General features: G+C 53.2%; 25 protein-coding genes. 11 read left to right on the top strand and 14 right to left on the bottom strand.

The genetic code is table 11. The annotated features are described in order from the left end of the window. Positions 1 to 7 precede the first annotated feature (7 nt). Positions 8 to 877 (bottom strand): NAD(+) kinase, encoded by an 870-nt coding sequence (locus ACFQ1Z_RS01130; RefSeq protein ID WP_379054793.1) that lies wholly within the window; start codon positions 875 to 877, stop codon positions 8 to 10. A 102-nt stretch (positions 878 to 979) separates the two neighbouring features. On the opposite strand from ACFQ1Z_RS01130, the gene hrcA reads away from it, so the two are divergent. From hrcA to ACFQ1Z_RS01085, 9 genes are all read left to right on the top strand, one after another. Continuing rightward, positions 980 to 1,996: a heat-inducible transcriptional repressor HrcA gene (gene hrcA / locus ACFQ1Z_RS01125; protein WP_379054791.1), complete on the top strand. Its 1,017-nt coding sequence runs from the start codon at positions 980 to 982 to the stop codon at positions 1,994 to 1,996. A 156-nt stretch (positions 1,997 to 2,152) separates the two neighbouring features. Beyond that, on the top strand, positions 2,153 to 2,368 hold the full coding sequence (locus tag ACFQ1Z_RS01120; RefSeq protein ID WP_379054789.1) for an osmotically-inducible lipoprotein B: 216 nt from the start codon (positions 2,153 to 2,155) through the stop codon (positions 2,366 to 2,368). 96 nt (positions 2,369 to 2,464) lie between these two features. Next, the gene (locus ACFQ1Z_RS01115; RefSeq protein ID WP_379054787.1) at positions 2,465 to 2,956 is read left to right on the top strand and encodes an FxDxF family PEP-CTERM protein; all 492 of its coding nucleotides are present in this window, start codon (positions 2,465 to 2,467) and stop codon (positions 2,954 to 2,956) included. A gap of 130 nt (positions 2,957 to 3,086) precedes the next feature. Then, positions 3,087 to 4,148, top strand: coding sequence for a ferrochelatase (gene hemH / locus ACFQ1Z_RS01110; RefSeq protein WP_379054785.1), 1,062 nt, complete (start codon positions 3,087 to 3,089; stop codon positions 4,146 to 4,148). 129 nt (positions 4,149 to 4,277) lie between these two features. Continuing rightward, complete coding sequence (gene rfaD, locus ACFQ1Z_RS01105) at positions 4,278 to 5,267, top strand: ADP-glyceromanno-heptose 6-epimerase (protein ID WP_379054783.1); 990 nt, start codon at positions 4,278 to 4,280, stop codon at positions 5,265 to 5,267. An 82-nt stretch (positions 5,268 to 5,349) separates the two neighbouring features. Continuing rightward, the gene (locus ACFQ1Z_RS01100; RefSeq protein ID WP_379054781.1) at positions 5,350 to 5,910 is read left to right on the top strand and encodes a D-sedoheptulose 7-phosphate isomerase; all 561 of its coding nucleotides are present in this window, start codon (positions 5,350 to 5,352) and stop codon (positions 5,908 to 5,910) included. Next, positions 5,910 to 7,382: a D-glycero-beta-D-manno-heptose-7-phosphate kinase gene (gene rfaE1, locus ACFQ1Z_RS01095; protein WP_379054779.1), complete on the top strand. Its 1,473-nt coding sequence runs from the start codon at positions 5,910 to 5,912 to the stop codon at positions 7,380 to 7,382. The genes ACFQ1Z_RS01100 and rfaE1 overlap by 1 nt, the downstream gene beginning before the upstream one ends. Further along, positions 7,379 to 8,404, top strand: coding sequence for a lipopolysaccharide heptosyltransferase II (waaF, locus tag ACFQ1Z_RS01090; protein WP_379054777.1), 1,026 nt, complete (start codon positions 7,379 to 7,381; stop codon positions 8,402 to 8,404). Before rfaE1 ends, waaF begins: the two co-directional genes overlap by 4 nt. Next, the gene (locus ACFQ1Z_RS01085; protein WP_379054775.1) at positions 8,401 to 9,129 is read left to right on the top strand and encodes a toluene tolerance protein; all 729 of its coding nucleotides are present in this window, start codon (positions 8,401 to 8,403) and stop codon (positions 9,127 to 9,129) included. Before waaF ends, ACFQ1Z_RS01085 begins: the two co-directional genes overlap by 4 nt. A gap of 82 nt (positions 9,130 to 9,211) precedes the next feature. On the opposite strand, the gene ACFQ1Z_RS01080 is transcribed toward ACFQ1Z_RS01085, so the two are convergent. From ACFQ1Z_RS01080 to ACFQ1Z_RS01035, 10 genes are all read right to left on the bottom strand, one after another. Beyond that, on the bottom strand, positions 9,212 to 10,741 hold the full coding sequence (locus ACFQ1Z_RS01080) for a hypothetical protein (RefSeq protein ID WP_379054773.1): 1,530 nt from the start codon (positions 10,739 to 10,741) through the stop codon (positions 9,212 to 9,214). Beyond that, a complete protein-coding gene (locus ACFQ1Z_RS01075) occupies positions 10,734 to 11,330 on the bottom strand; it encodes a methyltransferase domain-containing protein (RefSeq protein ID WP_379054771.1) in 597 nt (198 codons plus the stop codon). Before ACFQ1Z_RS01075 ends, ACFQ1Z_RS01080 begins: the two co-directional genes overlap by 8 nt. Positions 11,331 to 11,333: 3 nt before the next feature. Next, the gene (locus tag ACFQ1Z_RS01070) at positions 11,334 to 12,380 is read right to left on the bottom strand and encodes a hypothetical protein (RefSeq protein ID WP_379054769.1); all 1,047 of its coding nucleotides are present in this window, start codon (positions 12,378 to 12,380) and stop codon (positions 11,334 to 11,336) included. Continuing rightward, entirely contained in the window at positions 12,377 to 13,453 is a 1,077-nt protein-coding gene (locus ACFQ1Z_RS01065) for a glycosyltransferase WbsX family protein (RefSeq protein WP_379054767.1), read from the bottom strand. The genes ACFQ1Z_RS01070 and ACFQ1Z_RS01065 overlap by 4 nt, the downstream gene beginning before the upstream one ends. A 23-nt stretch (positions 13,454 to 13,476) precedes the next feature. Continuing rightward, positions 13,477 to 14,295 carry a glycosyltransferase family 2 protein gene (locus ACFQ1Z_RS01060; protein WP_379054765.1) on the bottom strand — a complete coding sequence of 273 codons (819 nt, stop codon included), beginning with the start codon at positions 14,293 to 14,295 and terminating at the stop codon, positions 13,477 to 13,479. Positions 14,296 to 14,348: 53 nt separating this feature from the next. After that, positions 14,349 to 15,026 (bottom strand): HAD family hydrolase, encoded by a 678-nt coding sequence (locus ACFQ1Z_RS01055; protein WP_379054763.1) that lies wholly within the window; start codon positions 15,024 to 15,026, stop codon positions 14,349 to 14,351. A gap of 110 nt (positions 15,027 to 15,136) precedes the next feature. Beyond that, positions 15,137 to 15,766: a bifunctional 4-hydroxy-2-oxoglutarate aldolase/2-dehydro-3-deoxy-phosphogluconate aldolase gene (eda, locus tag ACFQ1Z_RS01050; RefSeq protein ID WP_055829629.1), complete on the bottom strand. Its 630-nt coding sequence runs from the start codon at positions 15,764 to 15,766 to the stop codon at positions 15,137 to 15,139. Between the two features lie 260 nt (positions 15,767 to 16,026). Next, on the bottom strand, positions 16,027 to 17,841 hold the full coding sequence (gene edd, locus ACFQ1Z_RS01045) for a phosphogluconate dehydratase (RefSeq protein WP_379054761.1): 1,815 nt from the start codon (positions 17,839 to 17,841) through the stop codon (positions 16,027 to 16,029). A gap of 219 nt (positions 17,842 to 18,060) precedes the next feature. After that, positions 18,061 to 19,779: a carbamoyltransferase family protein gene (locus tag ACFQ1Z_RS01040; RefSeq protein WP_379054759.1), complete on the bottom strand. Its 1,719-nt coding sequence runs from the start codon at positions 19,777 to 19,779 to the stop codon at positions 18,061 to 18,063. Between the two features lie 20 nt (positions 19,780 to 19,799). Next, positions 19,800 to 21,335: a lipopolysaccharide kinase InaA family protein gene (locus ACFQ1Z_RS01035; RefSeq protein WP_379054757.1), complete on the bottom strand. Its 1,536-nt coding sequence runs from the start codon at positions 21,333 to 21,335 to the stop codon at positions 19,800 to 19,802. A 173-nt stretch (positions 21,336 to 21,508) separates the two neighbouring features. Between ACFQ1Z_RS01035 and ACFQ1Z_RS01030 the strand changes: the two genes are divergently transcribed. Further along, positions 21,509 to 22,408, top strand: coding sequence for a lysophospholipid acyltransferase family protein (locus ACFQ1Z_RS01030; RefSeq protein ID WP_379054755.1), 900 nt, complete (start codon positions 21,509 to 21,511; stop codon positions 22,406 to 22,408). A 4-nt stretch (positions 22,409 to 22,412) separates the two neighbouring features. Here the strand turns inward: ACFQ1Z_RS01030 and ACFQ1Z_RS01025 are convergent, their stop codons facing one another. Both ACFQ1Z_RS01025 and ACFQ1Z_RS01020 read right to left on the bottom strand, forming a co-directional pair. Beyond that, complete coding sequence (locus tag ACFQ1Z_RS01025; RefSeq protein WP_379054753.1) at positions 22,413 to 23,123, bottom strand: type 1 glutamine amidotransferase; 711 nt, start codon at positions 23,121 to 23,123, stop codon at positions 22,413 to 22,415. 45 nt (positions 23,124 to 23,168) lie between these two features. Continuing rightward, positions 23,169 to 23,699 (bottom strand): pseudouridine synthase, encoded by a 531-nt coding sequence (locus tag ACFQ1Z_RS01020; RefSeq protein WP_379054751.1) that lies wholly within the window; start codon positions 23,697 to 23,699, stop codon positions 23,169 to 23,171. 10 nt (positions 23,700 to 23,709) lie between these two features. On the opposite strand from ACFQ1Z_RS01020, the gene icd reads away from it, so the two are divergent. Next, the gene (gene icd / locus ACFQ1Z_RS01015) at positions 23,710 to 24,954 is read left to right on the top strand and encodes an NADP-dependent isocitrate dehydrogenase (protein WP_379054749.1); all 1,245 of its coding nucleotides are present in this window, start codon (positions 23,710 to 23,712) and stop codon (positions 24,952 to 24,954) included. A gap of 97 nt (positions 24,955 to 25,051) precedes the next feature. Here icd and ACFQ1Z_RS01010 read toward each other — a convergent pair whose 3' ends face one another. After that, positions 25,052 to 25,255, bottom strand: coding sequence for a cold-shock protein (locus ACFQ1Z_RS01010; protein ID WP_015831543.1), 204 nt, complete (start codon positions 25,253 to 25,255; stop codon positions 25,052 to 25,054). Positions 25,256 to 25,274: the final 19 nt, after the last annotated feature.

Raw genomic sequence — 25,274 nt, 5'->3', positions numbered from 1 at the left:
ACTGGCTTTAGCCCCAGTTTAGTTTGTTACGTAACATATCAAAATAACAGTAAGTTTTTGGGTGTAGCAACTGGATCTCCTGCTCGCCGCGCGCGATGCGGATATGATCGCCCTCACTCAGCGCATGCTGGCCCTGGCCGTCAAAACTGATCTGGGCATCGGCAGCGTTGACTATGATCACCTCTATCACACTGTCAGCCGGCACCGTGATAGGCCGGTAGCTCAAGGTATGCGGGCTGATAGGCACGATGGAGATCGCGTGCAGGTCGGGGTGCATGATAGGCCCGCCCGCCGAGAGACCATAAGCAGTGGTGCCGGTCGGCGTAGCGAGGATCAGGCCATCGGCACGCTGGCGCGAAACGAATTTACCGTCCACATGCACTTCCAGCTCTATCAGGCGAAACGCGCTCTTGATCACCACATCGTTCATGGCCACCGACTGCCACAACTGACTCTGCGCGCGCGAAACTGCCGATTGCAGCAACATGCGCGATTCAAGCTGGTATTCACCCTGCAGGATCTTTTCAAGCTCGCCCAGCATATTGTCGGTTTGCAAGTCAGTCAGAAAACCCAGCCGGCCACGGTTGATGCCTATCAGGCAGACATTGCTGTCACGCAAGGCCCTGGCCACGCTAAGCATGGTACCATCGCCCCCCATGACTACCACCAGATCCGCTTTATGGCCTATGTTTTCCAGGCTGGCCAGTTCAAAGCCTTCATGCCTGATAAAGCGTGCGGTCTGCTCTTCTACGCATACATGCAACTCCTGTGACTGCAGATACTGCACCAGATGCGTCAGGTCATCACGCATGTTTTGCAGAGCCGAGTCATCCATGTATTTGCCGACAATGGCAACCGAGCGAAAGTAAGGAAGCATGCGCGCATTAAAGCACAGAAGCCCTGAACTGAAAAGCACAGGGGGCTGTTATCCTGAGCATAAATCGGGCAAAATCCCCTTACGTTAACAAGGCTGTAAAAAGTGGATAAACGCGCACAAATTTTACTGAAAACCCTGGTCGAGCATTACATCAGCGCTGGTCAACCGATAGGCTCACGCACCCTGCTGCAACATTCCGGCCTGGATGTGAGCCCGGCCACCATACGCAATGTCATGAGCGACCTGGAACAATTGGGCTTTATTGCCAGCCCGCATACCTCCTCCGGCCGTATCCCCACCAAAAAAGGCTACCGTCTGTTCGTCGATTCTTTGATGACGGTACAACCTCTGGATAACCGTGCCGTGGCGCAACTTAAAACCGGCTTGTCCTCACCCAACCAGCAAGAGTTGATCAATAGCGCTGCAGATATGCTGTCACAACTGACCCAGTTTGCCGGGCTGGTGATGACGCCCAAGCGCTCGCGCAATGTGCTCAAGCATATGGAATTCCTGCATCTGAGTGAAAAAAAGATCCTGGTGATCCTGGTGACCGAAGACGGGCAGGTACAAAACCGCATTCTGATGGCGGAAAAAGCCTTTAGCAGCAGTGAACTGATCGCCGCCAGCAACTATGTCAACAGCCATTGCCAGGGCTTGACCCTGGATGAGCTGCAGCATAAGTTAAAGCAGGAGTTACAGCAGGTGCAGGCCGATATCAACCGGCTGATGTCAGCCGCGCTGGATGCCGCCGGCCAGCCCGAGCAATCCGCCAAGGAAACTGTGGTGATCTCTGGCGAGCGCAACCTGTTGCAAGTGGATGAGCTGTCTACCAATGTCACCAGCCTGCGCAAACTGTTCGAGATCTTTGAGCGCCGCACCGCACTTATGCAATTGCTGGACCACAGCCAGCGCGCTGATGGTATTCAGATCTTTATAGGCGGCGAAAGCGGTTACCTGCCACTGGATGAATGCAGCCTGATCACCGCCCCCTACGAGGCGGATGGGCAGGTGGTGGGCACTTTGGGCGTGATAGGCCCTACGCGCATGGCTTACGAGCGTATCATCCCTATCGTCGATATCACGGCAAAACTGCTGTCAAATGCGCTTTCCAATCAATAACTAGTCTTTGCAATCAATCCTTTCAATATCTTTACATTTCTTTCCTGAATGTCTGAATTATCCGACAAGACAATCAGCTTTAGCCCTCTACGCCCCCGCCCGCTAAATTCCCATAATCCACCCATATTCAATTCGCATACGAATAGAGGTGGCCAGATGAAAAATCATAAACCCTTGATATGGTCCATTTTACTGGTGACCTTATTGAGCACTTCTGGCTGTGGTTCCATGAGTTCACGCGGCAAAAGTACAGCGCTGGGCGCCGGTATAGGTGCAGTCGGTGGCGCAATACTCACTGGTGGTAGTGCCGTAGGTACGGTAGGTGGTGCAGCCGTTGGCGGTGTGGTTGGCAACCAGATCAACAAAAAATAAGCCCTGTGTATCTCACGTCTAGCCCACCTGATGGTCGAGCTAGCGCTCAATAAATTAGTTTTCCAATTTTTTTTTAACTTTTTTAAGGAGTTTAGTATGAAGAAACCTTTGTTAATGCTTGCCCTGGGTTTAAGCACCATTTTAAACAGTGCTTATGCTGCCACTTATGACGCCACACCTTCTGGCGATGGTTACCAGTTCAGCAGTTCATTTTCTGGTGATACCAGCTTTGATGACTACATCAGATTCAGTACTGAAGGCCAGCAAACTATTCTCGCCAGCATCTCCGGCTCTAGTGGCACCAATTTCACCTTCACCTCATTTAACTTGCTAGATGCAGACAAAAACCTGATAGCGACCGGGTCTGTGTTGAATGGCAGCCCTAAAATAGCTTTCGGTTTTTTGGAAAGCGTACAATATGGTGATTTTTTCCTGCACGTAGTCGGTAGCACTGTAGGTGCCAGTGCCGGTTACAACGGCACCATCACTACCACACTGGTTCCTGAACCTGGCAGCTACGCTTTGATGCTGGCCGGTCTTGGCCTGATAGGCGTGATCGCACGTAAAAAAGTGCGCGAGACAGTTTAAGCACTTTGCTTTAAAAGTTGAATTTGCATCCCCGCCCAGGCGGGGATTTTTTTGGGGCGGCAGTCTGCAATATTATCCAGCAATGCAAGTCTCCTTAGCTAAGCTGGCCCGAATCGCTTAAAATACCTGTATGGCTTATTACAACCCCGAACCGCAGCAAACCCCTGACCGCCCAGCTAAAGTGGGTATTTTATTGGCCAACCTTGGTACGCCGCAGGCACCGACAGCGCGCGCCTTGCGCCCCTATTTACAAAAGTTCTTGATGGATAGGCGCGTGGTGGAGATCCCACGCTTTATCTGGTGCTGGATACTGCACTTTATTATCCTGGTCATACGCCCGGCAAAGTCGGCAGAAAAATACGCCAGCATATGGACCAGCGAAGGTTCACCGCTGATGGTGTACGCGCAGCGGCAGAAAGTATTATTCGAGGCGCAACTGGCAGCTGCCCTGCCTGGCCTGTGTGTAGTGGAATCAGGTATGACCTATGGCGAACCGGCGATCAAACGCGCCATCGCATCACTCAAAGCACAGCAGTGTGACCGTATCCTGGTGTTTCCGCTGTATCCGCAATATGCGGCCAGCAGCACGGCTGCCGCGCTGGATGCAGTCTGGCGGGTATTACTGAAAACCCGCAATGTGCCGGCCATACGCACGATCAGGGATTACCACGACCATCCTCAATATATCCAGGCATTGACCAGCAAGATCAAGGCCTACTGGCAGCAGCACGGCCAACCGGAAAAACTGGTGATGAGTTTTCACGGCGTGCCCAAGTTTCACCTGCAAAAAGGCGACCCCTATTATTATCAATGCCTGGAAAGCGGTCGTTTGCTGGCGCAGTCGTTGGATCTTGCTCCCAACCAGTACGAGATCGCCTTCCAGTCGCGCTTTGGTCGCCAGGAATGGTTGCAACCTTATCTGGCAACCACGCTGGAGTCACTGGGCAAACAAAAACTCAATCGCATAGACGTGGTCTGCCCCGGCTTTAGCAGCGACTGCCTGGAGACGCTGGAAGAGATCGCCATGGAAGGCAAACATCTGTTCCAGTCGGCCGGCGGCGGTGATTACCACTATATCCCGGCACTGAATGACGACCCGGCCTGGATAGACGCCATGCGGGTGATCGCACTGCAACATCTGCAAGGCTGGATAGCGGATGAGGCTGGCGAAACCAAAGCGGCCAGCCCGTAATTCTGCCGCGTGCAGGCATTGGGAGCCCGGCAATAAGGGTTTATAATGCCGGCTATCTCAACCTCAACAAGGCGAACGCGTGTACTGGCCTGACACCCTGATGCAAAGTACATCGTCTGACAAGCATTTATGATAGTGATTACCGGTGGCGCAGGCATGATAGGTTCTATGATGGCCTGGCACTTGAATACCAAGCTGGGCAGACAGGACATTATCATTGTTGACCGTATCACCCATGAAAACCAGTGGCAGAACCTGGTGCACAGGCATTATGCCGAGTATCTGGATAAAGACCAGCTGTTCGACTTTCTCGAAGATAACGACGATGTGACTGCGGTGATCCATATGGGCGCCATCAGCGCCACCACCGAACGCGACTTCAACAAGCTGGTCGCAGACAATATGCATTACTCGCAGGACTTATGGTCCTGGTGTGCCGAATATGAAGTGCCTTTCTTTTACGCCAGCTCAGCCGCCACTTACGGTGCCGGTGAACATGGCTATGATGATGCCAGCATAGAAGGCTTACGCCCGCTCAACGGCTATGGCTATTCCAAGCATTTCTTTGACCAGTGGGTGCTGGAGCAGGTGAAACAGAAGCAGCCAGCGCCACCTGCCTGGGCCGGTTTCAAATTCTTTAATGTGTATGGCCCTAACGAATACCACAAAGAGCGCATGGCCAGTGTCGCTTTGCACACCTTTAACCAGTTCAGCGAGACCGGCACCATGCGCCTGTTCAAGGGCACCAAACCTGGCATAGCCGATGGCATGCAGTTGCGCGATTTCGTCTACGTCAAAGATGTGGCCGATGTGATGGGCTTTTTCCTGGAAGCGGCGCTCAAGCAGAAACCGGCAGCCAGCGCCATTTACAATATAGGCACCGGCCAGGCACGCAGCTTTAAAGACCTGGCGACCAATGTGATGACCAGCATGGCGCGCGAACCGGATATCACCTACATAGACATGCCGCAGGACTTGCAGGGCAAATACCAGTATTTCACCCAGGCCGAGATGCAGAAACTGCGCCAGGCCGGCTACAAAAAACCTTTCACCAGCCTCGAAGAAGGCGTGAAAGATTATGTACAGAATTATTTAATGCAAGAAGACGCGTATTGCTAGCCATGCGTGTTTACTCTACTTGCAATTTCATTCGATTGCCCGCATTTGATGCGTACACAATCACTGATTTAAGGGCGACATCATGAGCTATGTTGAATACCTCGAAGGCGAGCATGCAGCGCATATGGCCATGTTCGAGGCGTTAAAAACCACATTCCCGCTGATCAGTGAAGTCGGTAACGCCATGCGTGACTGTATCCAGCGCGGTGGCAAGATCCTGCTATGCGGTAATGGTGGTAGCGCGGCAGATAGCCAGCACATTGCGGCTGAGATCGTCGGCCGTTTCAAGAAAGAGCGCAAAGGCCTGCCGTCTATCGCGCTCACTACCGATACCTCCATCCTGACTTCGGTCGGCAATGATTACGGCTATGATTATATTTTTGCGCGCCAGGTCGAAGCCTTGTGTCGCGCAGAAGATATGCTGATAGGCCTCACCACCAGCGGCAACAGTGCCAATGTAGTGAGAGCGATAGAAGCAGCCAACCAGATAGGCGCGACCACTGTAGGCCTGACCGGCGGCAGTGGCGGCAAACTGAATGACCTGTGCAGATACAATATCGTCGTGCCCTCGAATGTGACGGCGCGTATCCAGGAAGCCCACATATTCATAGGCCACAGCCTGTGCGAGATCCTGGAATCCTGATGACTGCCACGCAAACAAACAGCAGCCTGGCCGCACTGGTGCAGCACTTTGGTGACACCCCGCAGCATGTGCTGGTCATAGGCGATGTGATGCTGGATCGCTACCTGATAGGCGATGTGAACCGCATCTCGCCAGAAGCGCCGGTGCCGGTGTTGCTGATCAAATCAGAACAGCATTGCGCAGGCGGCGCCGCCAATGTGGCTGCCAACCTGGCTTTACTTGGCATACACACACGCATGATAGGCCTGATAGGCGAAGATAATGAAGCTTCATTATTACTAAACGCCATGCACAGCCATGGTATAGATACGCAAGCCATGATCAGCACCGCCACCCGCCCTACCATCGCCAAAACCCGCATCCTGGGCGGGCATCAGCAAATGATGCGGCTGGACCAGGAGGTCACCAGTGAACTGACCGCCAGCGAAGCCAGCCATGTGACCACGGCGATACAGGCGGCGCTGGAGCAGCAACCGGCTTTGGTGATCCTGTCGGACTACGCCAAAGGCTTGCTGACAGAAGCCATCTGCCAGCATGTGATCCACTATTGCCGTGCCAGGGAGATCCCGGTGCTGGTAGACCCCAAAGGGCGCAATTACCATAAATACAGGGGCGCGACCGCGCTGACGCCGAACAAGAAAGAAACCGCTGAAGCCTGCGACAGCCAGGTTAATGACCCGGCACTGATAGAAAAAGCCAGCGCCCTGAAAACCAGCCTGGCGCTGGATTTCCTGGCAGTCACCCGTGGTGAGGAAGGCATCAGCCTGATCACTGAAAGTATTGAACATCTGGGTGCGACTGCCAAACAGGTATTTGATGTCTCTGGCGCCGGAGATACCGTGATCGCCACCCTGGCTGCCGGCCTGATCCATGGCCTGACCCCGCTGGCCAGCTTATCGCTGGCCAATATCGCCGCCGGCGTGGTGGTCGGCAAAGTCGGTACTGTGCCTATCACCAAAGCTGACCTGGTCTATGCGCTGGCCAGCGCGCAAGGCAGCATGCAGGCGCATAAAGTCAGCGAACTGCCTGACCTGCTGCAAAAAGTAGCTGCCTGGAAGCAGCAAGGGCAAAGAATCGTGTTTACCAACGGCTGCTTTGATCTGCTGCATGCCGGCCATGTCACCTATCTTGAAGGCGCAAAAAAACGCGGCGACAAATTAGTGCTGGGCCTGAATACCGATAGATCAGTCTCTGCCCTCAAGGGCCCAACCCGTCCGGTGGTCAATGAAAATGACAGGGCCAGAGTACTGGCTGCGCTGGAATCGGTCGATGCCGTGATCCTGTTTGATGAAGATACGCCGCTGGCGCTGATCAATGCCATACGCCCGCATGTGATCGCCAAAGGCAGTGATTACACGGCTGACCAGGTGGTCGGTGGCCAGGAAGTACTGTCGTGGGGCGGCGAGATAGCCCTCATAGACCTGGTCGAAGGCCGCAGCACCAGCAACCTGATCAAAAAAATGCACGCATGAACAAGATACTGGTGATGGGCCCATCATGGGTGGGTGACATGGTGCTGGCGCAAAGCCTGTTCAAGCAGCTGAAGCTGGACCAGCCGGACTGCCAGATCGATGTCGCGGCCCCGGCCTGGACCTTGCCACTGCTGGAAAGAATGCCGGAAGTGACGCAGTCTATCGCCCTGCCTTTCAAACATGGCGACCTGGCCCTAGGCGAGCGCTACCGCTTTGGCAAACAGTTGGCCAGCCATGGCTACACCCAGGCCATCTTGCTGACCAACAGCCTGAAATCCGCCATCCTGCCCTGGGCAGCCAATATCCCGCTACGCACCGGTTTTAAAGGCGAAATGCGTTATGGCCTGATCAACGACATGCGGCCGCTGGATAAATCCATACTCAAAAAAACCGTAGAGCGTTTTGTAGCACTAGGCCGCGCTAAGAATGCCGTGCTGCCGCCCTCACTGCCACTGCCGGTACTGGTCGCAGACCGCAGCAAAATCCCATCTTTGCTGCAACAGCATGGTATTGCACCAGCCAGCGGCCCAGTGCTGGGTCTGTGCCCGGGGGCGGAGTATGGCGAAGCCAAACGCTGGCCGGTCGAATACTATGCCGAGGTGGCGAATGCCGCCTTGAGCAAAGGCTGGCAGGTATGGTTGTTCGGCTCTGATAAAGACCGGCCAGTGACGGCACAGATACAGCAACACACACAGGACCGTTGCGTGGACCTGGCAGGAAAAACCAGGCTGGGCGAAGCCATAGACCTGATGTCTGCCTGCCACACCATGATCAGCAACGATTCCGGCCTGATGCATGTGGCAGCAGCGCTGGATAAACAACTGGTCGCGATCTATGGTTCGTCTGACCCCAGCCACACGCCACCTATGCATCCACAGGCGGTGGTTGAATATCTGGGCTTATCCTGTAGCCCCTGTTTTGAGCGGGTGTGCCCGCTAGGCCACCTCAATTGTTTGAAACAGATTCCGCCGGCGCGCGTGATACAGCATCTTTCTTTAGCCGCGCAGGCGCCGCTGGCATGACTTATCCGTTGCTGACAGCCGGGCACCTGCAACATGCGCGCGTCATTGAACGTGACCCGCGTGGCATCAAGGTATTGCAGCTGCCGGATGGCGATTACCTGAAAGTGTTTCGCCTGCGCCATCGCTACAGCCTGGCGCGTATTTATGGCTACGCACAACGCTTTTGCAGTCACGCCGGCAAACTGGCGGCATTGGGCGTGCCCAGCATACATATACGCGCCTGCTATGCAGTGCAGGATGCGCGCTTGCTAGCCTATCCACTGCTGACCGATGCTGCTGCTACAGAAACTGCCTCCGCGCCTTTAAGCCATACCTTTGCCGTGCATTACGCGCCCTTGCCTGGCGAAACGCTGAAACAGCTGCTGGACCAGCAGCAATTGCCACCTGAGCTCGTCAGGCAACTCGGTGCTTTTATTGCCGAACTGCATGCCAAAGGTGTGCACTTCCGCTCCTTGCATTTAGGTAATATCGTGCTGACTCCGGCCGGCGAGCTGGGGCTGATAGATATCGCCGATATGAAAATCTACCCCTGGTCGCTCTGGTTCGGCACGCGCTTGCGCAGTTTCAGGCATTTGACCCGCTATGCCAGGATGAATATACCGTTTGGCCAGTCTAACTGGACGCTATTAGTCGATAGTTATATTGAACAGGCAGCGCTGACCAGTTGCCAGGCCAGCTGCCTTAAAAAGAAAATGCAGCATTATCTGCTGCACCCGCCGCATTAAGCCCAGCTTATTCAGCACGCATGGCTCACTCAGCCTAGCGTTGCTCACTCGACCATGCATTGCTCATTAAGCCATGCCTTGCTTACTCAGCCAGGCGTTTGAAAACCAGCAATTGTTTCTTGCGCTTGTGGCCATAAAATGTTTTTTCCAGCTCAAACCCCAGCAGTTGCTGCTGCACGGCTTTTAATCTGGCGTGATCCTCCGGCGTGTCATCCAGCTTGATCACAAGGTAGCTGTATTGCCGTATGCGTCCGTCAGCGATACGCTGTTCAAGCGCATCCCACTCATAATCGTTTCTGCCGTCATAAGGCACGCCGGCATAAAACCGCTGTTTGGCCGAGCTGTACAGGGCCTGCTGGCCTGCCGGCAACCTGGATTTCACATAGGCGACGGCATCGATCTCATAATAAAAGTCCGCCCCTTTGGCTTTGATGTTACTGATAAAACCAGCAATGACGATCACGGCGGCTAGTACCAGCAATAGCTTTTTTGCCGGTTTGATATAGGTTTTTGCCTGATGCAATAACTTATGTACGGCAAAACTTGCAAAAATAATCAGCACAAAGCCGAACAAGGCCACATAGCGCGCCGACAGCAGGTTGACCTTGAAGGTGATCAGGCAGCCTATCACCCACGACACCAGCAACCAGAACAGCAGCACCCGATAGGCTACGGGCTGCATACTTTTTTTGATGCTGTGTTTTTCAGCCAGCACCAGCAATGGCGGCGCCCAGCCTGCCACGCTCAGGCACTTTAGCGTGGTGATGGAGAAATAAGCCAGCAGGAAGGTGAACCAGGCGAACTCCTGGAATGGTTCGCCTATCACGGCATCACGCATGACAGCGACTCTATGGGCGAGGTCCTGGCTGACATTCAGTTCTATATCTTTTAAACCGGTAAAAAGTTCTTTGACGCGGCCCAGGTCTTCTAGGCTCAGGTGCATGGCCATTAATACAAAAGGCGCAGCCAGGCCGCCTAGCATCAACAGCGAATATGGCGCGAGCAGGCGTTTCAACCTACCCGGCACAGCTGGCGAAGAGATCAGCAACCCGGCGATAGGCAGCACCAGCCACTGCACCGCGCCCTCTATGCGGAACAATGTCGCCAGCAGTGCGAAGATCTGCCAGTAAATGGCATGCTTGCCGCGCCCTTGCTGATAGTACAAGATCAGCTGGTTGACCGCGTGCACCATCATGGCCCAATAACCGAGGTCGCGGCTGGCCATAGGCAGGATATTGCCAACGATATAGCCTGAGCCGAGTAGCAGCACCACGGCGTAAAACTGTGTCCAGTCATTACCACCGGCGATACTGACCATGCGCATCAGCCCCCACACCAGCAGCATGAAAAAAATAACGATCAGCAGGTTGGCGATCGCCTGCAAGCCCAGGCCAGTGACGGTATGTATGCCTGCGATCAGCGCAGGATAAAAGCCCCAGCTATAGCCTTCAAACGGATGCGGATCACCCAGTGCAAAGTGGCGCGCCATTTCAAAGTAGAGTATGGAGTCATTGGTGATCCAGCCATGCTGGATCACAATAATGCGACAACAGGTGATAAAAGCGAGGGCCAGGGCCAGGTATAAAGGTAGATGTTTACGGTGGTTATGCATGTTTGATCGCTTGCAGCTCCCATAAGATGTGGGTCTGCGGTTTTAGTTTTAGTTTGCGGAAAACGGTTTTGAGTGTGGTAGAGAAATCATCATTGGCATGGTAATGCAATCTGGGATAAACCCAGGCCACGCGTTTGGCTTTAAACAGGCCGGTAAAGCCATAGTTTCTGCCATAACAGCGGCCTTCACAAAAGTAGCTATGCGTGGCGTCGGTAATGAAATTCACATGCGTGGGGTCGAGAAAAGCTTCCTTGCTGGGATAAGCAGGCGTCAATGCATAAAACACACCATCGTCTTTTAATACGCGCCAGATCTCGTTCATCAACTCGATAAAAGGGAAACGGGTGCCGTACTCGCCACCATTGAGTATGCGTGGAATATGTTCGATAAAGTCGAATGCCGAAACAGCATCAAAGCTGTTATCCGGATAAGGGATAGCGTCTATAGACAGGTTGGCCGTTTTGATCTCTACGCCTGGCGCGACATCGGCATGCGCTACCAGATCTATGCCACACACCACTTCATACGAAAAAGGATTTCTCGGCTTGGCGCCGCAGCCTAAGTCGAGGTGATGTCTGGCTGTTTGCACTTGCTACCCCTTGCTGAGTTGATCGACCAATCCACGCAAACCAGCTAGCTCCTTAACCGGGGAGTATTTGTCTTGTAGCGTGGTGATATTGTGTTTTATTTTATTAAAATCAAAATGCCCGCTATCCATCTCTTTTATCTTACTCAGCACCATTTCTGAGAAACTGCGGATATCACCGCATTTTACCTCATGAAACTGCCCTTCCAGCCAATACTCTTTACCTGCCTCGCCGGTATAGCCTATCACCAGGTTGCCTGCCAGCGCCGCTTCTATCGGTGGCAGGCCCAGGCCTTCCAGCTCGCTGAAAGACAGGAATATCCTGGATTTGCCCAGGGTTTCAGCCACCGCCTGCTGGTTCATATTCTGTATCGGCAAGATCTTCCACGAAGCAGGCAGCTTGCCGGCAATAAAATTCATCACCAGCTTGGAATGCTTCTCCAGCTTGCGTGGCATGTAGGTGATGATATTCTCTTTGTGCACGGCCGGCCTGAATAAATCACTTTCTACCGACAGGTGCAGCCGGTAGATCTTGTGCTCGAACTCGGGGAACAGAAACACCAGGCAGGCGTAAATATCATCCGAGACGCAGGTGATCAGTTCTGCATGCTGATAAGCGGTGTAAACCGAAGCGACATCTGCCTTGCGGAAGATATCATAGCCGCCCTGCACCTGTATGATGTAGCGTATGCCTTTGTCACGCGCTATCCTGGCTTCGCGCGCAGCCCACATCTCGTGGATCACGAACACTTCATGCTGTTTATTAAAGATGAAGTCGTTTTTAAAAGCCAGATTGTTAAATGGCGCATCGCATCTGAAATTCACATCTTTGGGATGGAATACCTGCGCTTTCACTGCAGCGATCTGCATGTTGTTGATCAGCGAAACATGGCGGTAGATCACCTTGACGCCGCCCGAGGCTTTTTTGGCGTTGGGGCATAAATAAGTCAGCAGCAAAGTCTGCTCAGAGCGTTCATCCCTGGCCTGATACCTGAATCTCCTCAGTTTGAAGATGAGGTTGCTGATGATCTTGGATCTTAGAAGATACTTCATTTTTCAAATCTTTTGCTGAAGTTTGAATACTGATTCAATAACTCACTGCCCCATAAAGTATCAGGCTCTATCACATTGCCTTCTGCCCACTCGTTCCACGACTTGATGATAACCACCTGAGTTTGCAAATGCTGACGGCGCTGGCTTAATTGCAGATAGATATTATCCAGATGCAGCGCAAAAGACTGCGGATCAAAACCTTTTAGAATAGTCCCCCTGCGCAGATGGCGTGGCGTGGTATCCCAGCCGGTAAATACGATAGGGATCTGGTGCGGGTCTTGCGTCAGCGGGTCGTTATCTATCACCAGCCCCTGGTAGCTATAGACGAAAGGCCCCAGCTGTTGGCAATGAAAAGTGCGCGCCAGTTTTTCACGGATATAAGACCACCAATTATCACGCTTGCGCCATTTGAAGATAGTGCCGGATTTATTGTAGCCGTCGAAATGTTTTTTCCACGGCTGGTGCGGCTCGGTATTATCGGCCAGCCAGTAAATACCAGGAAAACCATGTTGCACGGCACATTGTTCAAACGTCTGTATAAACACTTCCAGATCAGGGATATCCCTGGGGCTGAAAATCGAGAATACCGGCTTGGCGTCTACTTTGATGTAATTGGCAGACTGAAAATGCGGCAATAATTGCTGAAAATAAGCGCGGTAATCTTCAGCGCCCAGGTATTGCTGCAATTGCAGGGTGATATTTTCGCGCTTGTTAAACCAGGTGTGATTAGCCCAGCAAAAGGCATATTTGAAATCCAGCTGTTGCTCGAGCACCATTTGCATGGGCTTTTCCAGTAACTTCTTGCCCTGGCCGAACCAGTAATCAAACACCAGAAAACCATCTATGCCATGCGCTTGCGCAATCGATTGCTGCCACTCGAATACGGCTGGATCAAGCAGATTGTAATCACCGAATGGCGTGTCAGGTTTTTGTATCTGTTGCCAGTCATAGTAGGTTTTTGCCGAGTTCAGCTGTTGCCACTCGGTGAATCCGGCACCCCACCAGCGATTATTCTCTTCGATCTCATGGAATTGTGGCAGGTAATAAGCCAGGCTGAGCAAACGGTTAGGCATGATGTTTTTATTGACCGATCTCGTTATTTATCCAGGCCGCTGTCTGTAAGTATGGCTTCGCCATCTATGCCACGCAATTTGGCATTGATGCGCTTGGCACCCTCGCGCATGTTCTTTTCGCTGGTGCCCAGTTGCGGGTTGAAAATCAGCGTGGCATGGTTGAGATGATCTACAAACTGGCCTAATTGCACCGAGTCGAGAAAGCGCATCTCATAGCCGGCGGCGACCATTTTCTGGTGCATGGCCATGCCTGCAGTCTGGTTCTGATCCGAAAAGCAGGTGTTCAGTGCACGTATGATATCGGTGCGGTACATGGCACAGTGGCTGCGCAAGTAATATTTACTTTCATCCAGCCGGTTAGGGTTATAGCCGCGGTAACCGAACCATTGGTGCAAGGCTTTTTTCCAGGATTGCTCAAAGCGTATGCCCCAGCGCTGCAACGTGGTCTTGGATTCCAGTTTCCACGAGCCTACACCGGCCAGCTTGGGATTATCTTTGAACGGCTGCAATAACATCTGCAACCAGTCCGCGCGTTTCACAAAAGTATCAGTATGGATAGACAGTACATAGGGTGTGGTGACTCTGGCTAAGGCCAGGTCCAGCGCCCGCGAGTGCGAAAGCGGCACCGTATCATCGGGTGCGGGCTGGCGCTCTATCAATGTCAGCCACGGTAATGAACGCAAATAATCCAGCGATGCATCCTGGGAGTTGTTATCAATGGCGATGACTTCAACCTGGCTGAAATCAGTGTACTTACGCAGCAGGCGCATGCAGATCTTGGTGATCTCTGGCGTTTTATAGTTGGGCACCAGTATGGTGACTTGCTTGTGGTCTGTCGTCATGGCCGGCATTATAGGGTAAATGTCATTGTTCACTCAAAGGCGCAGGCAGTGGCCTAAAAGTCAGTATAGGGTTGCAGTTCAAGATGGTGGCTCACGGTCACCTGATGTTGTTTGCAATAGCTTTGCCAGTCCGGCATATCAGTCCAGTCCGAGACAAACACAAAGTCCAGCCCGGCGCCGGTAGAGGCCTGGTGATCAAAACGGCTGTCGCCTATGAACAATGCCGGGAACTGTATCGTGCCATCTGCAATCATCTTTGCCAGATGTTCATTCTTTTTGGTTGGCCCACCGTATATGCCCAGTTCAAACAGGTGGTCCAGCCCTCGGCGTGGGAAAATCTTGCGTAACTCTGCCTGGTCACCGCCGGACATCATCATCCATTTGGCGTGCGCAGTCCTTTGCTTGAGGTGCTCTAGCTCGGGCGCGACCTCACACTGCATCAGCGTCTCATCCAGGATCTCGGTGAAAGTATCCATCAGGGTCTGAAACAGTTCCTCGCTGTAAGGCTGCTTGAGGATGTCGCTGATGTAATAACGGATCTTGTCATTGCGCGGGATGCTGCCCAGCTTGATGTGGTAATCGACAAAAGCCTGTGCCTGCTCATCGGTACCGCCGGTACGTTTGGAAGTATTGTAATAAGCATCCACTTTGGTCTGGTTGCTGTTGAGCACCACGCCATCGCAATCGAGGACTATGGTTTTGTATTTTTCTAGATTCAGGGACTGGGACATAAGCGGAGGGCAATAAAAAAGGCCTGTATGACTACAAGCCTTGATTATAGCGGATTTGATTTACCTTAATTGTGACGAACTTAATTGTGACGACAATTGCGCAGTCTGAATTATTTGGCAGCAACAATCGCTGAAGCTTCTTTTGCCAGCTTGGTGATATGTGCCCAGTCTTTACGTTCAACCGCGTCGTTAGGCGTCAACCAGGTACCGCCACACACCACTACGTTAGGCAAGGCCAAAAACTGAGGTGCACTTTCTACACTCACGCCACCGGTAGGGCAGAACTTCACATCGGCAAACGGGCCGGCAAAGCCTTTAAGCAGGTTGATACCGCCCACAGCCACCGCCGGGAACAGTTTTAAGAAGTAATAATCATCGGCATTCGCCATCATGATCTCAGAACCGGTAGACACACCTGGCAGCAATGGCAGGCCTATCTTACGCGCAAACTGACCCAGCTCACTGGTGTAACCAGGGCTGACGGCGAACTGGCAACCGACATCTTTAGAAGCTTGTGCATCTTTCAGGTTGCGCACAGTGCCTGAACCCAGGATAGCATCAGGCACATGCTTGGCAATCTGCTCCATGGCTTGCAGGGCGACTGGTGAACGCAGAGTCACTTCCAGCACCTTCACACCACCTGCCAGCAGCGCTTCTGCCATAGGCACAGCGTCTTCTACCTTGTTGATGACAATCACCGGAATGACCGGGCCGTGGTTCGCTAAATCTAATGTGCTCATGTTTAAATATTTACCTAATTAACGATTGAATTCTAAAAATAAATTTTATATGCCTTGTAAATTCAAATGGCTAAGCAAGACAAGGCGCAGTAGCGCAGACAGTACGATTAGTACGGCAAGCGCCCTGCAACGCCGTATTGCGACGCCATTTTAATTTACAACCTGTAATTAAAAGTTCTAAGCAAGACTAGGCGCAGGAGCGAAGACAGTATCATAAATACGGCAAGCGACTGCAACGACGTATTGCGACGAAGTTTTAATTACAGCCAGGTGATAGCGCCCTCTTCGGCCGATAGTACATTCCTGCGCATGCCGCCAAACAACTCCCTACCCAGGCCGTGCGCATTATGGTGACGCTTGGCATCGCTCAACTCTTCAGTCTCGCGCTCAGCCCAGGTGTCTTCATCTACCAGCACATTCAACTGGCCTACCGTACCATTCAAACGAATGATGTCACCACTGCGGATCTTGGCGATAGGGCCGCCGGCACTGGCTTCAGGGCTCAAATGAATCGCTGCCGGGATCTTGCCGGAAGCACCACTCATACGGCCATCGGTGACGATAGCCACGCGGAAACCTTTGTTCTGCAGCACCGCCAGCGGTGGCGTCAGTTTATGCAACTCGGGCATACCGTTGGCTTTAGGGCCCTGGAAGCGCACCACGGCAATAAAGTCTTTTTCCAGCTCACCACGGTCAAACGCGGCCAGCAGTTCTTCCTGTGCGTCAAACACGATGGCTGGCGCTTCTATGATATGTCTGTCTTCCGGCACGGCAGAGATCTTGATCACACTGCGGCCCAGGTTGCCTTTGAGCAGACGCAGACCACCGGACTCATTGAACGGGTGCGCTGCGGTACGCACTATGGTTTCATCGCCACTCTCAGCCGGGTAGTCTTTCCACACCAGCTTGTCAGCCTGTTTTTCCGGCTTTTTACCGTAATCACGCATGCCACCGCCACTGACGGTGTAAACATCCGGATACATATAACCGCCTTCGATCAGCTCGCGGATCACAAAGCCAGGGCCACCGGCTTCCTGGAATTCGTTGACGTCGGCTTTACCGTTAGGGTAAACGCTGGCCAGCAATGGTGTCGATCTGGCCAGGTAGTGGAAATCGGTCCAGTCGATGACGATACCGGCCGCACGCGCAACCGCTACCCAGTGTATCAAATGGTTAGTCGAACCGCCGGTGGCCAGTAAAGCCACCATGGCGTTGACGATCACGTGCTCATCGACCAGGCGGCCGATAGGTACGAATCTGTTTTTCTGGGTGTTTTGCAACACCATGCGCACCGCTTCGCGGGTCAGGTCTTCACGCATGCCGTCATGCGGATGGATAAAGGCCGCGCCAGGCACATGCAGGCCCATCGCTTCCAGCAACATCTGGTTGCTGTTGGCGGTACCGTAAAAGGTACAGGTACCAGCGCCATGATAAGCGGCAGACTCACTGGCCAGCAGTTCTTCACGGCCAACCAGGCCTTGTGCATACTGCTCACGCACTTTTGATTTGGAGGTGTTATCAATGCCGGTGCTCATAGGACCGGCAGGCACGAATACGCACGGCAGATGGCCGAAATGCAAGGCACCTATCAGCAAGCCCGGCACGATCTTGTCACAGACGCCCAATAACAGGGAGGCATCGAATACATCGTGCGACAAGGCCACGGCGGTACTCATGGCGATGGTATCGCGGCTGAACAGGCTCAGCTCCATGCCAGGCTCACCCTGGGTGATGCCATCACACATGGCCGGCACGCCGCCAGCGACCTGCACCGTTGCGCCGTGTTTACGCGCTTCATCACGGATGATCTCCGGATAATTCACATAAGGTTGGTGCGCGGACAACATTTCGTTGTAAGCGGTGACTATGCCGATATGGGCCGGTTTTTCAGCGTAAATCTTGAATTTATCGTTTTGTGGCATGGCCGCGAATGCATGCGCCACGTTGGCACAGCCCAGGCGGTCCGGACCTTTTTCACGGTTGAGATAATCATCAATGCGCTGCAAATAAGCCTTGCGGGTCGGTCGACTGCGCTCGATGATGCGTTCTGTTACTTCAATGTGAGATTGTTTCATTGACTATCGCTCAACTGTGTTTTAACTACTGAACTATCCTGATGAACTGCTATGACTTACTTCAATCACAGTTTAGGAACTTATTGTATTGGAGTCCAGACTGAACTCTATTCCCGATTATCGCTAAACTACTGGAATCAGTCAAACGCAAAAGAGGGGCTAACTCTATTTTTTTGAATGATTCCAAACACTTAAATCAGAATTAGGCTATATCAGGACTTAACTTTTCGTCACCAGCACATCTTCCAGCATCAGGTACTCCAGGTCACAGCCATAAAACATATTCAATGCGTCAGTCGGGCTGCAGATCATAGGCTCGCCACGGCGGTTGAGCGAGGTGTTGAGTACCACCCCATTGCCACGCAGTGTTTCCAGATGTTCAATCAAGGCGTAATACCGCGGATTAGTTTCTTTAGTAACGACTTGTGCGCGTGCGGTGCCATCTTCATGCACCACTTCCGGAATACGTGATTTCCAGGCCGGGTTGACGTCAAAGGTAAAGGTCATATAAGGCGCCGGATGATCCGTCTGCAGAATATCTTTTGCCACGCGGTCCAGCATGCTGGGGCAAAATGGCCGCCAGCGCTCGCGGTATTTGATCTGCGCGTTGATACGGTCAGCCACGCCAGGAAAGCTGGGGTCGCCCAGGATACTGCGACAGCCTAATGAACGCGGGCCAAACTCCATACGCCCCTGGAACCAGGCCAGTGGATTGCCCGCTGCCAATAACTCGGCCGCTTTTTGCGGGCCATTTTCCACGCGGGTGAATACGGGTTTTTCCGGGTGAGCTTCACAGGCGGCTATGCATTCTTCATTGCTGAAGGCAGGCCCCAGGTAAGCATGTTCCATCTTATGTATGTTTTCGCCAGCCTGGTGGGCAGCGTAAGTAGCGGCACCCAGACTGGTACCGTTATCGCCGGCCGCTGGCTGCACGAACAATTCTTTGACATGCGGCAGGGAGATGATGCGCTGGTTGAGTTTCACATTGAGCGCCACGCCGCCGGCCATCACGATCTTGCCGGTCTCACGTATGATATCGCCCAGGTAATACTCTATCATTTGCAGCGCCAGGTCTTCCAGCAGTTGCTGTACGCTGGCAGCGTAATGGATATACGGATCATCGATCTCGTCACCGGAGCGCTTGGGGCCTAACCATTCGATCAGCTTGGGCGTGAAATAAAAGCCTTTGCCGCCCTCTTTGTAGCGGCGCAAGCCGACCACGTTGACATATTCAGTATTGATGACCAGCTCGCCATTTTCAAACTTGGCCAGGCGGCTTAAATCATATTTTTTGGCATCGCCATAAGGCGCCATGCCCATGACCTTGAATTCGCCGTCCAGCATTTCAAAGCCCAGGTACTCGGTGATCGCGCCATACAGGCCGCCCAGCGAATCCGGGTCATAGAATTCCTTGATCTTGTGGATCTTGCCGTTCTCGCCATAGCCAAAGAAAGTGGTGGCGTATTCGCCTTTGCCATCAATGCCGACGATGGCGGTTTTTTCTTTAAAACCACTCAGGTGATAAGCGCTGGAAGCATGCGCCAGATGGTGCTCTACCGGCACGAATTTCGCCTTGCTCAAGCCCAGGTCCTGCATCAGCTTCAGCGATTTGTCACGGTTGCGCCTGAAACGGCGGTTACCGTTAAAGATCGCATCCAGCGCACGGTCTGGTGCATACCAGTAACGTTTGGCGTAATGCCAGCGCGCAGGGGAAGCCAGCGAGATCTCCCCATACGGGAAAGCGACGATATCCACTTGTTCCGGCGTCACGCCTGCCTGCTGCAGGCAGAACTTGGCGGCCTCGTACGGCCAGTGATTTTTGGCGTGCTTGTCGCGTATAAAACGCTCTTCTTCAGCCGCGGCAATGATTTTGCCATCGACCAGAATAGCCGCAGAAGCATCGTGCCCCAATGCGCCGGATAACCCTAATACAATCATTCAGTGACTCTTCAGTAGAATTAAATAGAAATGCCTGCCAGTGTTAACGGTGTGCGGTCCACATACACCGCCTGAAAACTCTGCAACAGCGCATTATACAGGGAAGTATCGTCTTTCCAATTTTGCAGCAGGCGGCGGATATCCTTCACATGCGCACGCAAGGCGCGTCTGGCACAGCGGTGCTGCTGCAAGCTATCCAGATCCATCACGATGACCCGGCCTTGCGCATCCAGCTGCAGGTTACTGGCTTTGAGGTCACCATGCGAGATCTGCAACAGGTAGAACTGGTAGCAGGTCAGCGCCAATTGCCTGAGCGCTTCTGTGCGCAAGGCATGGTCTTGCACGGTTTGGAAAAACGTCAGTGCATCTGGCCATGCGCTGACGGCAGACACAAAATAAGCCTCACCACGCAGACCGAAAAAACGTTTTTCCAGCATGGCCAGCGGTTGTGGCGTTAAAAAACCATAATACTGCAACCGGTGCGCGTTAGACCATGAATGTGCCGCCCGGCTTGGCCGCCAGCTGCGGCCCAGTGCATGCAGCAGGTGCTTGATATTGTAGCGTTTGATCACCACATCCAACTGCGTCACTACATCCAGCTGGGTCTTCATATCCAGCTGCATTAGCCGGCTGCGCACCACGGTGCTGGTATTGCCGTCCTTGAGCAGCTTGCCGGCCTGCATGGCCGTTTCCAGTGATTCAGGGCTTAAATCGGCTAACGCCACATGGGCGTTGCGCGCCAATACAAAGTCAGATTTTTGCTGCCAGACGACATCGCTGCAGTTGCGGAAGATCTTGCGCTCTACATATTCGCGTACAGCTGCTGCTTTGTCGCGTGCGGCCCAGGCCAGGATCTGCCCGGAGTCTATATCAGCGGGCCAGTGCCGCACCTGCTGGTAGGCCGCCAGCAATGACCCCACCCATGCCTGCTGCTCAAGCACAGCCAGTTTGCCTATCAGTGCAGACAGCTGCTGATAGGCCGCGCGCCTGGATAAGGTTTTTTTGCGTATGCCATCGCCGTCGATAGACCAAACCTGCCCATGCGCCAGCATAAAGTTTTTCAGGTGCAGGTCAGTCTGCACCAGGCCCGCCGCATGCTGCTGCGCCAGCACACGCACCACGCTTGCTATCAGCTCGGCGCGTTGCCCTGCATCGCTTTGCGCATAGACCTGCTGCACATTGTCGGCCTGGGGGATAGCCGCATAAATCAATACTTGTGCCTGACCGCTTTGCTCCGGCCTGTTTTGCGACTGGCCCTGCCATAACAAGGCCGGTGCAGTCAGCCCGGCGGCGGCCAGCCACAGTGCGCCCTGCGCATCGCGCTGTGCATACTTTTCAGCCTGGGCACCGATAAACACCTTGGCGAACACGGCCTGGCCCTGCCATTGCGCACTGAACACCCAGCGCCGGCCAGGCAACATACGGTGTAGCTGCAATTGCGTTAAAGACGTGCCATTAGACAGCAGCACCGCATCATCAGCGACCACCGGGCAGGCTGCAACCTGACTATCAGCATGAGAGGTGTAGGGCTGGCTGGTGGTTGGCGGAAGGTGCATGCACAGTGTCGTTTCAGGATAATAGGCTATTTTACTGCAAAGCACGCGCTATGCATGCCGCAATAGCGCAAGACATAAGCCAAGTCATAAAAACTTGGCCGCCAGTGACGGCTAGCGCGCCAGAGTTTGTTAACATAGTCACCACTTTGAATTTTGCCTGTGAGCTATCACTGATGCTGTTTTACTTTTGCAAATGTATCGCCTGCCTGCCATTGCGCTGGGTGCATAGACTGGGCGCCGGCTTAGGCACGCTGTCATACTGGCTGGATGGCAAAAGTAACCGCATCGCACAGAGCAACATAGAGCAAAGCGGCCTGACAGAGAACCACGACCAGGCCAGACAGTTGATGAAGCGCAGCCGCATAGAAGCCGGCAAAGCCTTGCTGGAAACTTTTTTTATCTGGGGGCAAAGCGGGGGTAAGCTGCTGCCGCTGATCCATGAAGTACATGGCTGGGAGGCGGTCACCCAGGCGCAGCGCGAGGGCAAAGGCCTGATCTTTCTCACGCCGCATATGGGCTGTTTTGAGATCACTTCGGTTTATTATGGCGCCCACCACCCTATCACCGTGCTTTACCGCCCGCCCAAACTGCAGGCACTGAGCGACCTGGTGGTGAGTGGACGGCAAAAAGGCAAAGTAAGCATGGCGCCAGCCAATGCCAGCGGGGTCAGAAAGTTGTTGCAGGCACTCAAAGCCGGGCAGGCGGTGGGAATACTGCCGGACCAGATCCCGCGCAGCGGTGAAGGGGTATGGGCGGATTTCTTTAACAAACCGGCGTATACCATGGGTTTGGCCAGCAAACTGGCCAGCAAGTCTGATGCGGTAGTGGTGATGGCTTTTGGTGAACGGTTGGCAGGCGGCAAAGGCTTTAACATACACCTGACCCGGGTAGACGATATACACACCCCGGCCCTGCTCAACCAGGCGATAGAGCGGCAGATCGCGCAATGCCCGGCACAATATTTATGGCAGTACAACAGATTCAAACAGCGCCGCTATGCCATGCACAAGCTGGAACAGCAGTCTGCTGCCACAGCATCATCTGCGACAGCAGACGATACGCCAGACCAGTAAAGTTTTAGCTGTGTACCAGGCCCTGTATCCAGCGGCTATAAACTTTGTCGGCCACGCTATGCAGGCGATCGCAACCGGCTTCGACTTCTGCCAGCATAGTTTCAGCAGACTGCACAGCCGGGCTGGACGCTGACTCTGCGATATCCGCTTGCCATTTATCCGTCCACATCCTGACCATTTCCGGCATCATCTCTATATGGCATTGAAAGCCTATATGCTTGCCAAAAGCGTAAGCCTGGTTTTCGCAATAGGGGCTGGCCAGCACGCGGGTCGCGCCTTCCGGCACGGTAAAGGTCTCGCCATGCCAGTGAAAACTGTTAAAGCCTGACAGCTCGCCAAACCATTCTTTCGCCAGCTGGCTATCGAGTACCGACACCTCACCCCAGCCTATCTCCTTGACCGGGTTTTTAGTGACGGTGCCGCCCAGCGCCTTGCTGATGAGCTGACCACCCAGGCAATGGCCTAACAAAGGCACATCCTTGGCTACGGACTGGCGGATCAGACTCAGCAGCGGTGGTATCCAAGGCAGATCATCATTGACACTCATAGGCCCGCCCATAAGTACAATGCCGCTATAGGCCTCGACTGAGGTAGGCACAGCTTCACCCTTATCGATGCGCACTTCGCACCACGGAATAGCATGCTGCGCTAAAAAAGTGCCTAAATAACCTGCACCTTCGCAGCAGGCGTGCCTGAAAACAACCACCGGTTTCATACTGACCCTTTTCGCTTCCTTTACTTGTGACTATATCGGCTAAAACTAAACGGCTTTATATTCACCAAGCAAGATTCCGTCCAGATTGTATGGCCCTATGGCATAACGTACCAGCCGCAGGGTCGGAAAGCCTATATGCGCCGTCATTCTGCGCACCTGGCGGTTCTTGCCTTCGCTTATTTTAAGCTCCAGCCAGGTGGTGGGGATAGTTTTTCGTTCACGGATAGGCGGATCACGCTGCCACAAATGGGCAGGTTCAGCCATGATTCTGACCTGCGCCGGCTGCGTCACAAAGTCACCTAAATCAACACCCTGCTGCAATGGCATCAAATCTGCTTGTGTAGGTGCACCTTCAACCTGAACCCAGTAGGTTTTGATTTCTTTGTGTTTGGGATGACTTAAACGATGTTGCAAAGCACCGTCATCGGTTAAAATGAGCAATCCTTCAGAATCGGTATCCAGCCGCCCGGCCGCATATACGTTGGGAATCGGAATATAGTCTTTGAGCGTCGCATGTTTCTCGTGAGGAGTGAACTGGCAGACGACGTTAAAAGGTTTGTTAAACAGTAACAACATGGAAAGCGCTATGTCAAAAATCAAGGTGCCAGCGACTGGCAGCAAAATCATCGTGAATGCCGATAATACCCTAAATGTTCCCGACCAGCCTATCATCCCTTTCATCGAAGGTGACGGTATCGGCCTGGACATCACACCAGCGATGATTAAAGTAGTCGATACCGCCGTGGAAAAAGCCTACGGCGGCAAGCGCAAGATTTCATGGATGGAAGTCTATGCCGGTGAAAAATCGACCAATGTTTACGGCAAGGACACCTGGTTATCAGATGAGACCATGGCTGTGCTGAAAGAATATGTGATCTCTATCAAAGGCCCCTTGACCACCCCGGTCGGTGGCGGTATCCGTTCATTGAACGTGACTCTGCGCCAGGAACTGGACTTATACGTCTGCCTGCGCCCTATCCAGTACTTCACTGGTGTGCCTAGCCCGGTTAAACATCCGGAAAAAACCGATATGGTGATCTTCCGCGAAAACACTGAAGATATCTACGCCGGTATCGAATGGGCTGCCGGCACAGAAGAAGTCAAGAAAGTGATCAATTTCCTCAGTGACATGGGTGTGCGCAAAAAGATACGTTTCCCGGAAGCGTCTTCCATAGGCATCAAACCGGTGTCTATCGATGGCAGCAAACGCCTGATCCGCAAAGCGATCCAGTACGCGATCGACAACAACCGTTCATCGGTGACCATCACCCACAAAGGCAACATCATGAAGTTCACCGAAGGTGGCTTCCGTGACTGGGGCTACCAGTTGGCTAAAGAAGAATTTGGTGCAGAACTGATAGATGGTGGCCCATGGTGCAAACTGCCTAACGGCATTGTGATCAAGGATTGTATCGCCGATGCTTTCCTGCAGGAGATCCTGTTGCACCCGGAAGACCACGACGTGGTGGCAGCATTGAACCTTAACGGTGACTATATCAGTGATGCATTGGCAGCACAGGTAGGCGGCATTGGCATTGCGCCAGGCGCCAACCTGAGTGACACCATCGCCATGTTTGAAGCCACACATGGCACGGCGCCCAAGATCGCCGGTAAAAACCTGGCCAACCCCAGCTCTTTGATCCTGTCAGCCGAAATGATGCTACGCCATATGGGCTGGGTAGAAGCAGCTGACCTGGTCATCAGCGGCGTGGGCAAGGCGATCGCCAGCAAGCGCGTGACCGGAGATTTCTCCAGCCAGATGGATGGCGCGACTCAAGTCGGCTCTATCGAGTTTGGCGACGAGATCATCAAGCATATGCAGGCAGCATAAGCGTCATGCCTTAAAAGCATAGCCATCAACCAGCGGCATAACAAAAAACGGCTCACCAATGCGTGAGCCGTTTACATTTGGTGCCCCTAAACTATCATTATGCTTTTTGGATATTGCTTGCTTGCTTGCCCTTAGGGCCTTCGGTCAAATCAAAGCTGACGCGCTGGCCTTCTTTTAAGCTTTTGTAGCCAGACTCAACGATTGCAGAAAAGTGCGCAAACAAATCGTCGCCGCCATCATCAGGCGTAATGAATCCGAAACCCTTAGAATCGTTGAACCACTTCACGGTACCTGTTGCCATTTTACTTCCTTACTTTTTT

The sequence above is a fragment of the Methylophilus luteus genome (assembly GCF_042676265.1).
Lineage (GTDB): Bacteria > Pseudomonadota > Gammaproteobacteria > Burkholderiales > Methylophilaceae > Methylophilus > Methylophilus luteus.
This window is presented reverse-complemented; position numbering and strand designations above follow the sequence as displayed.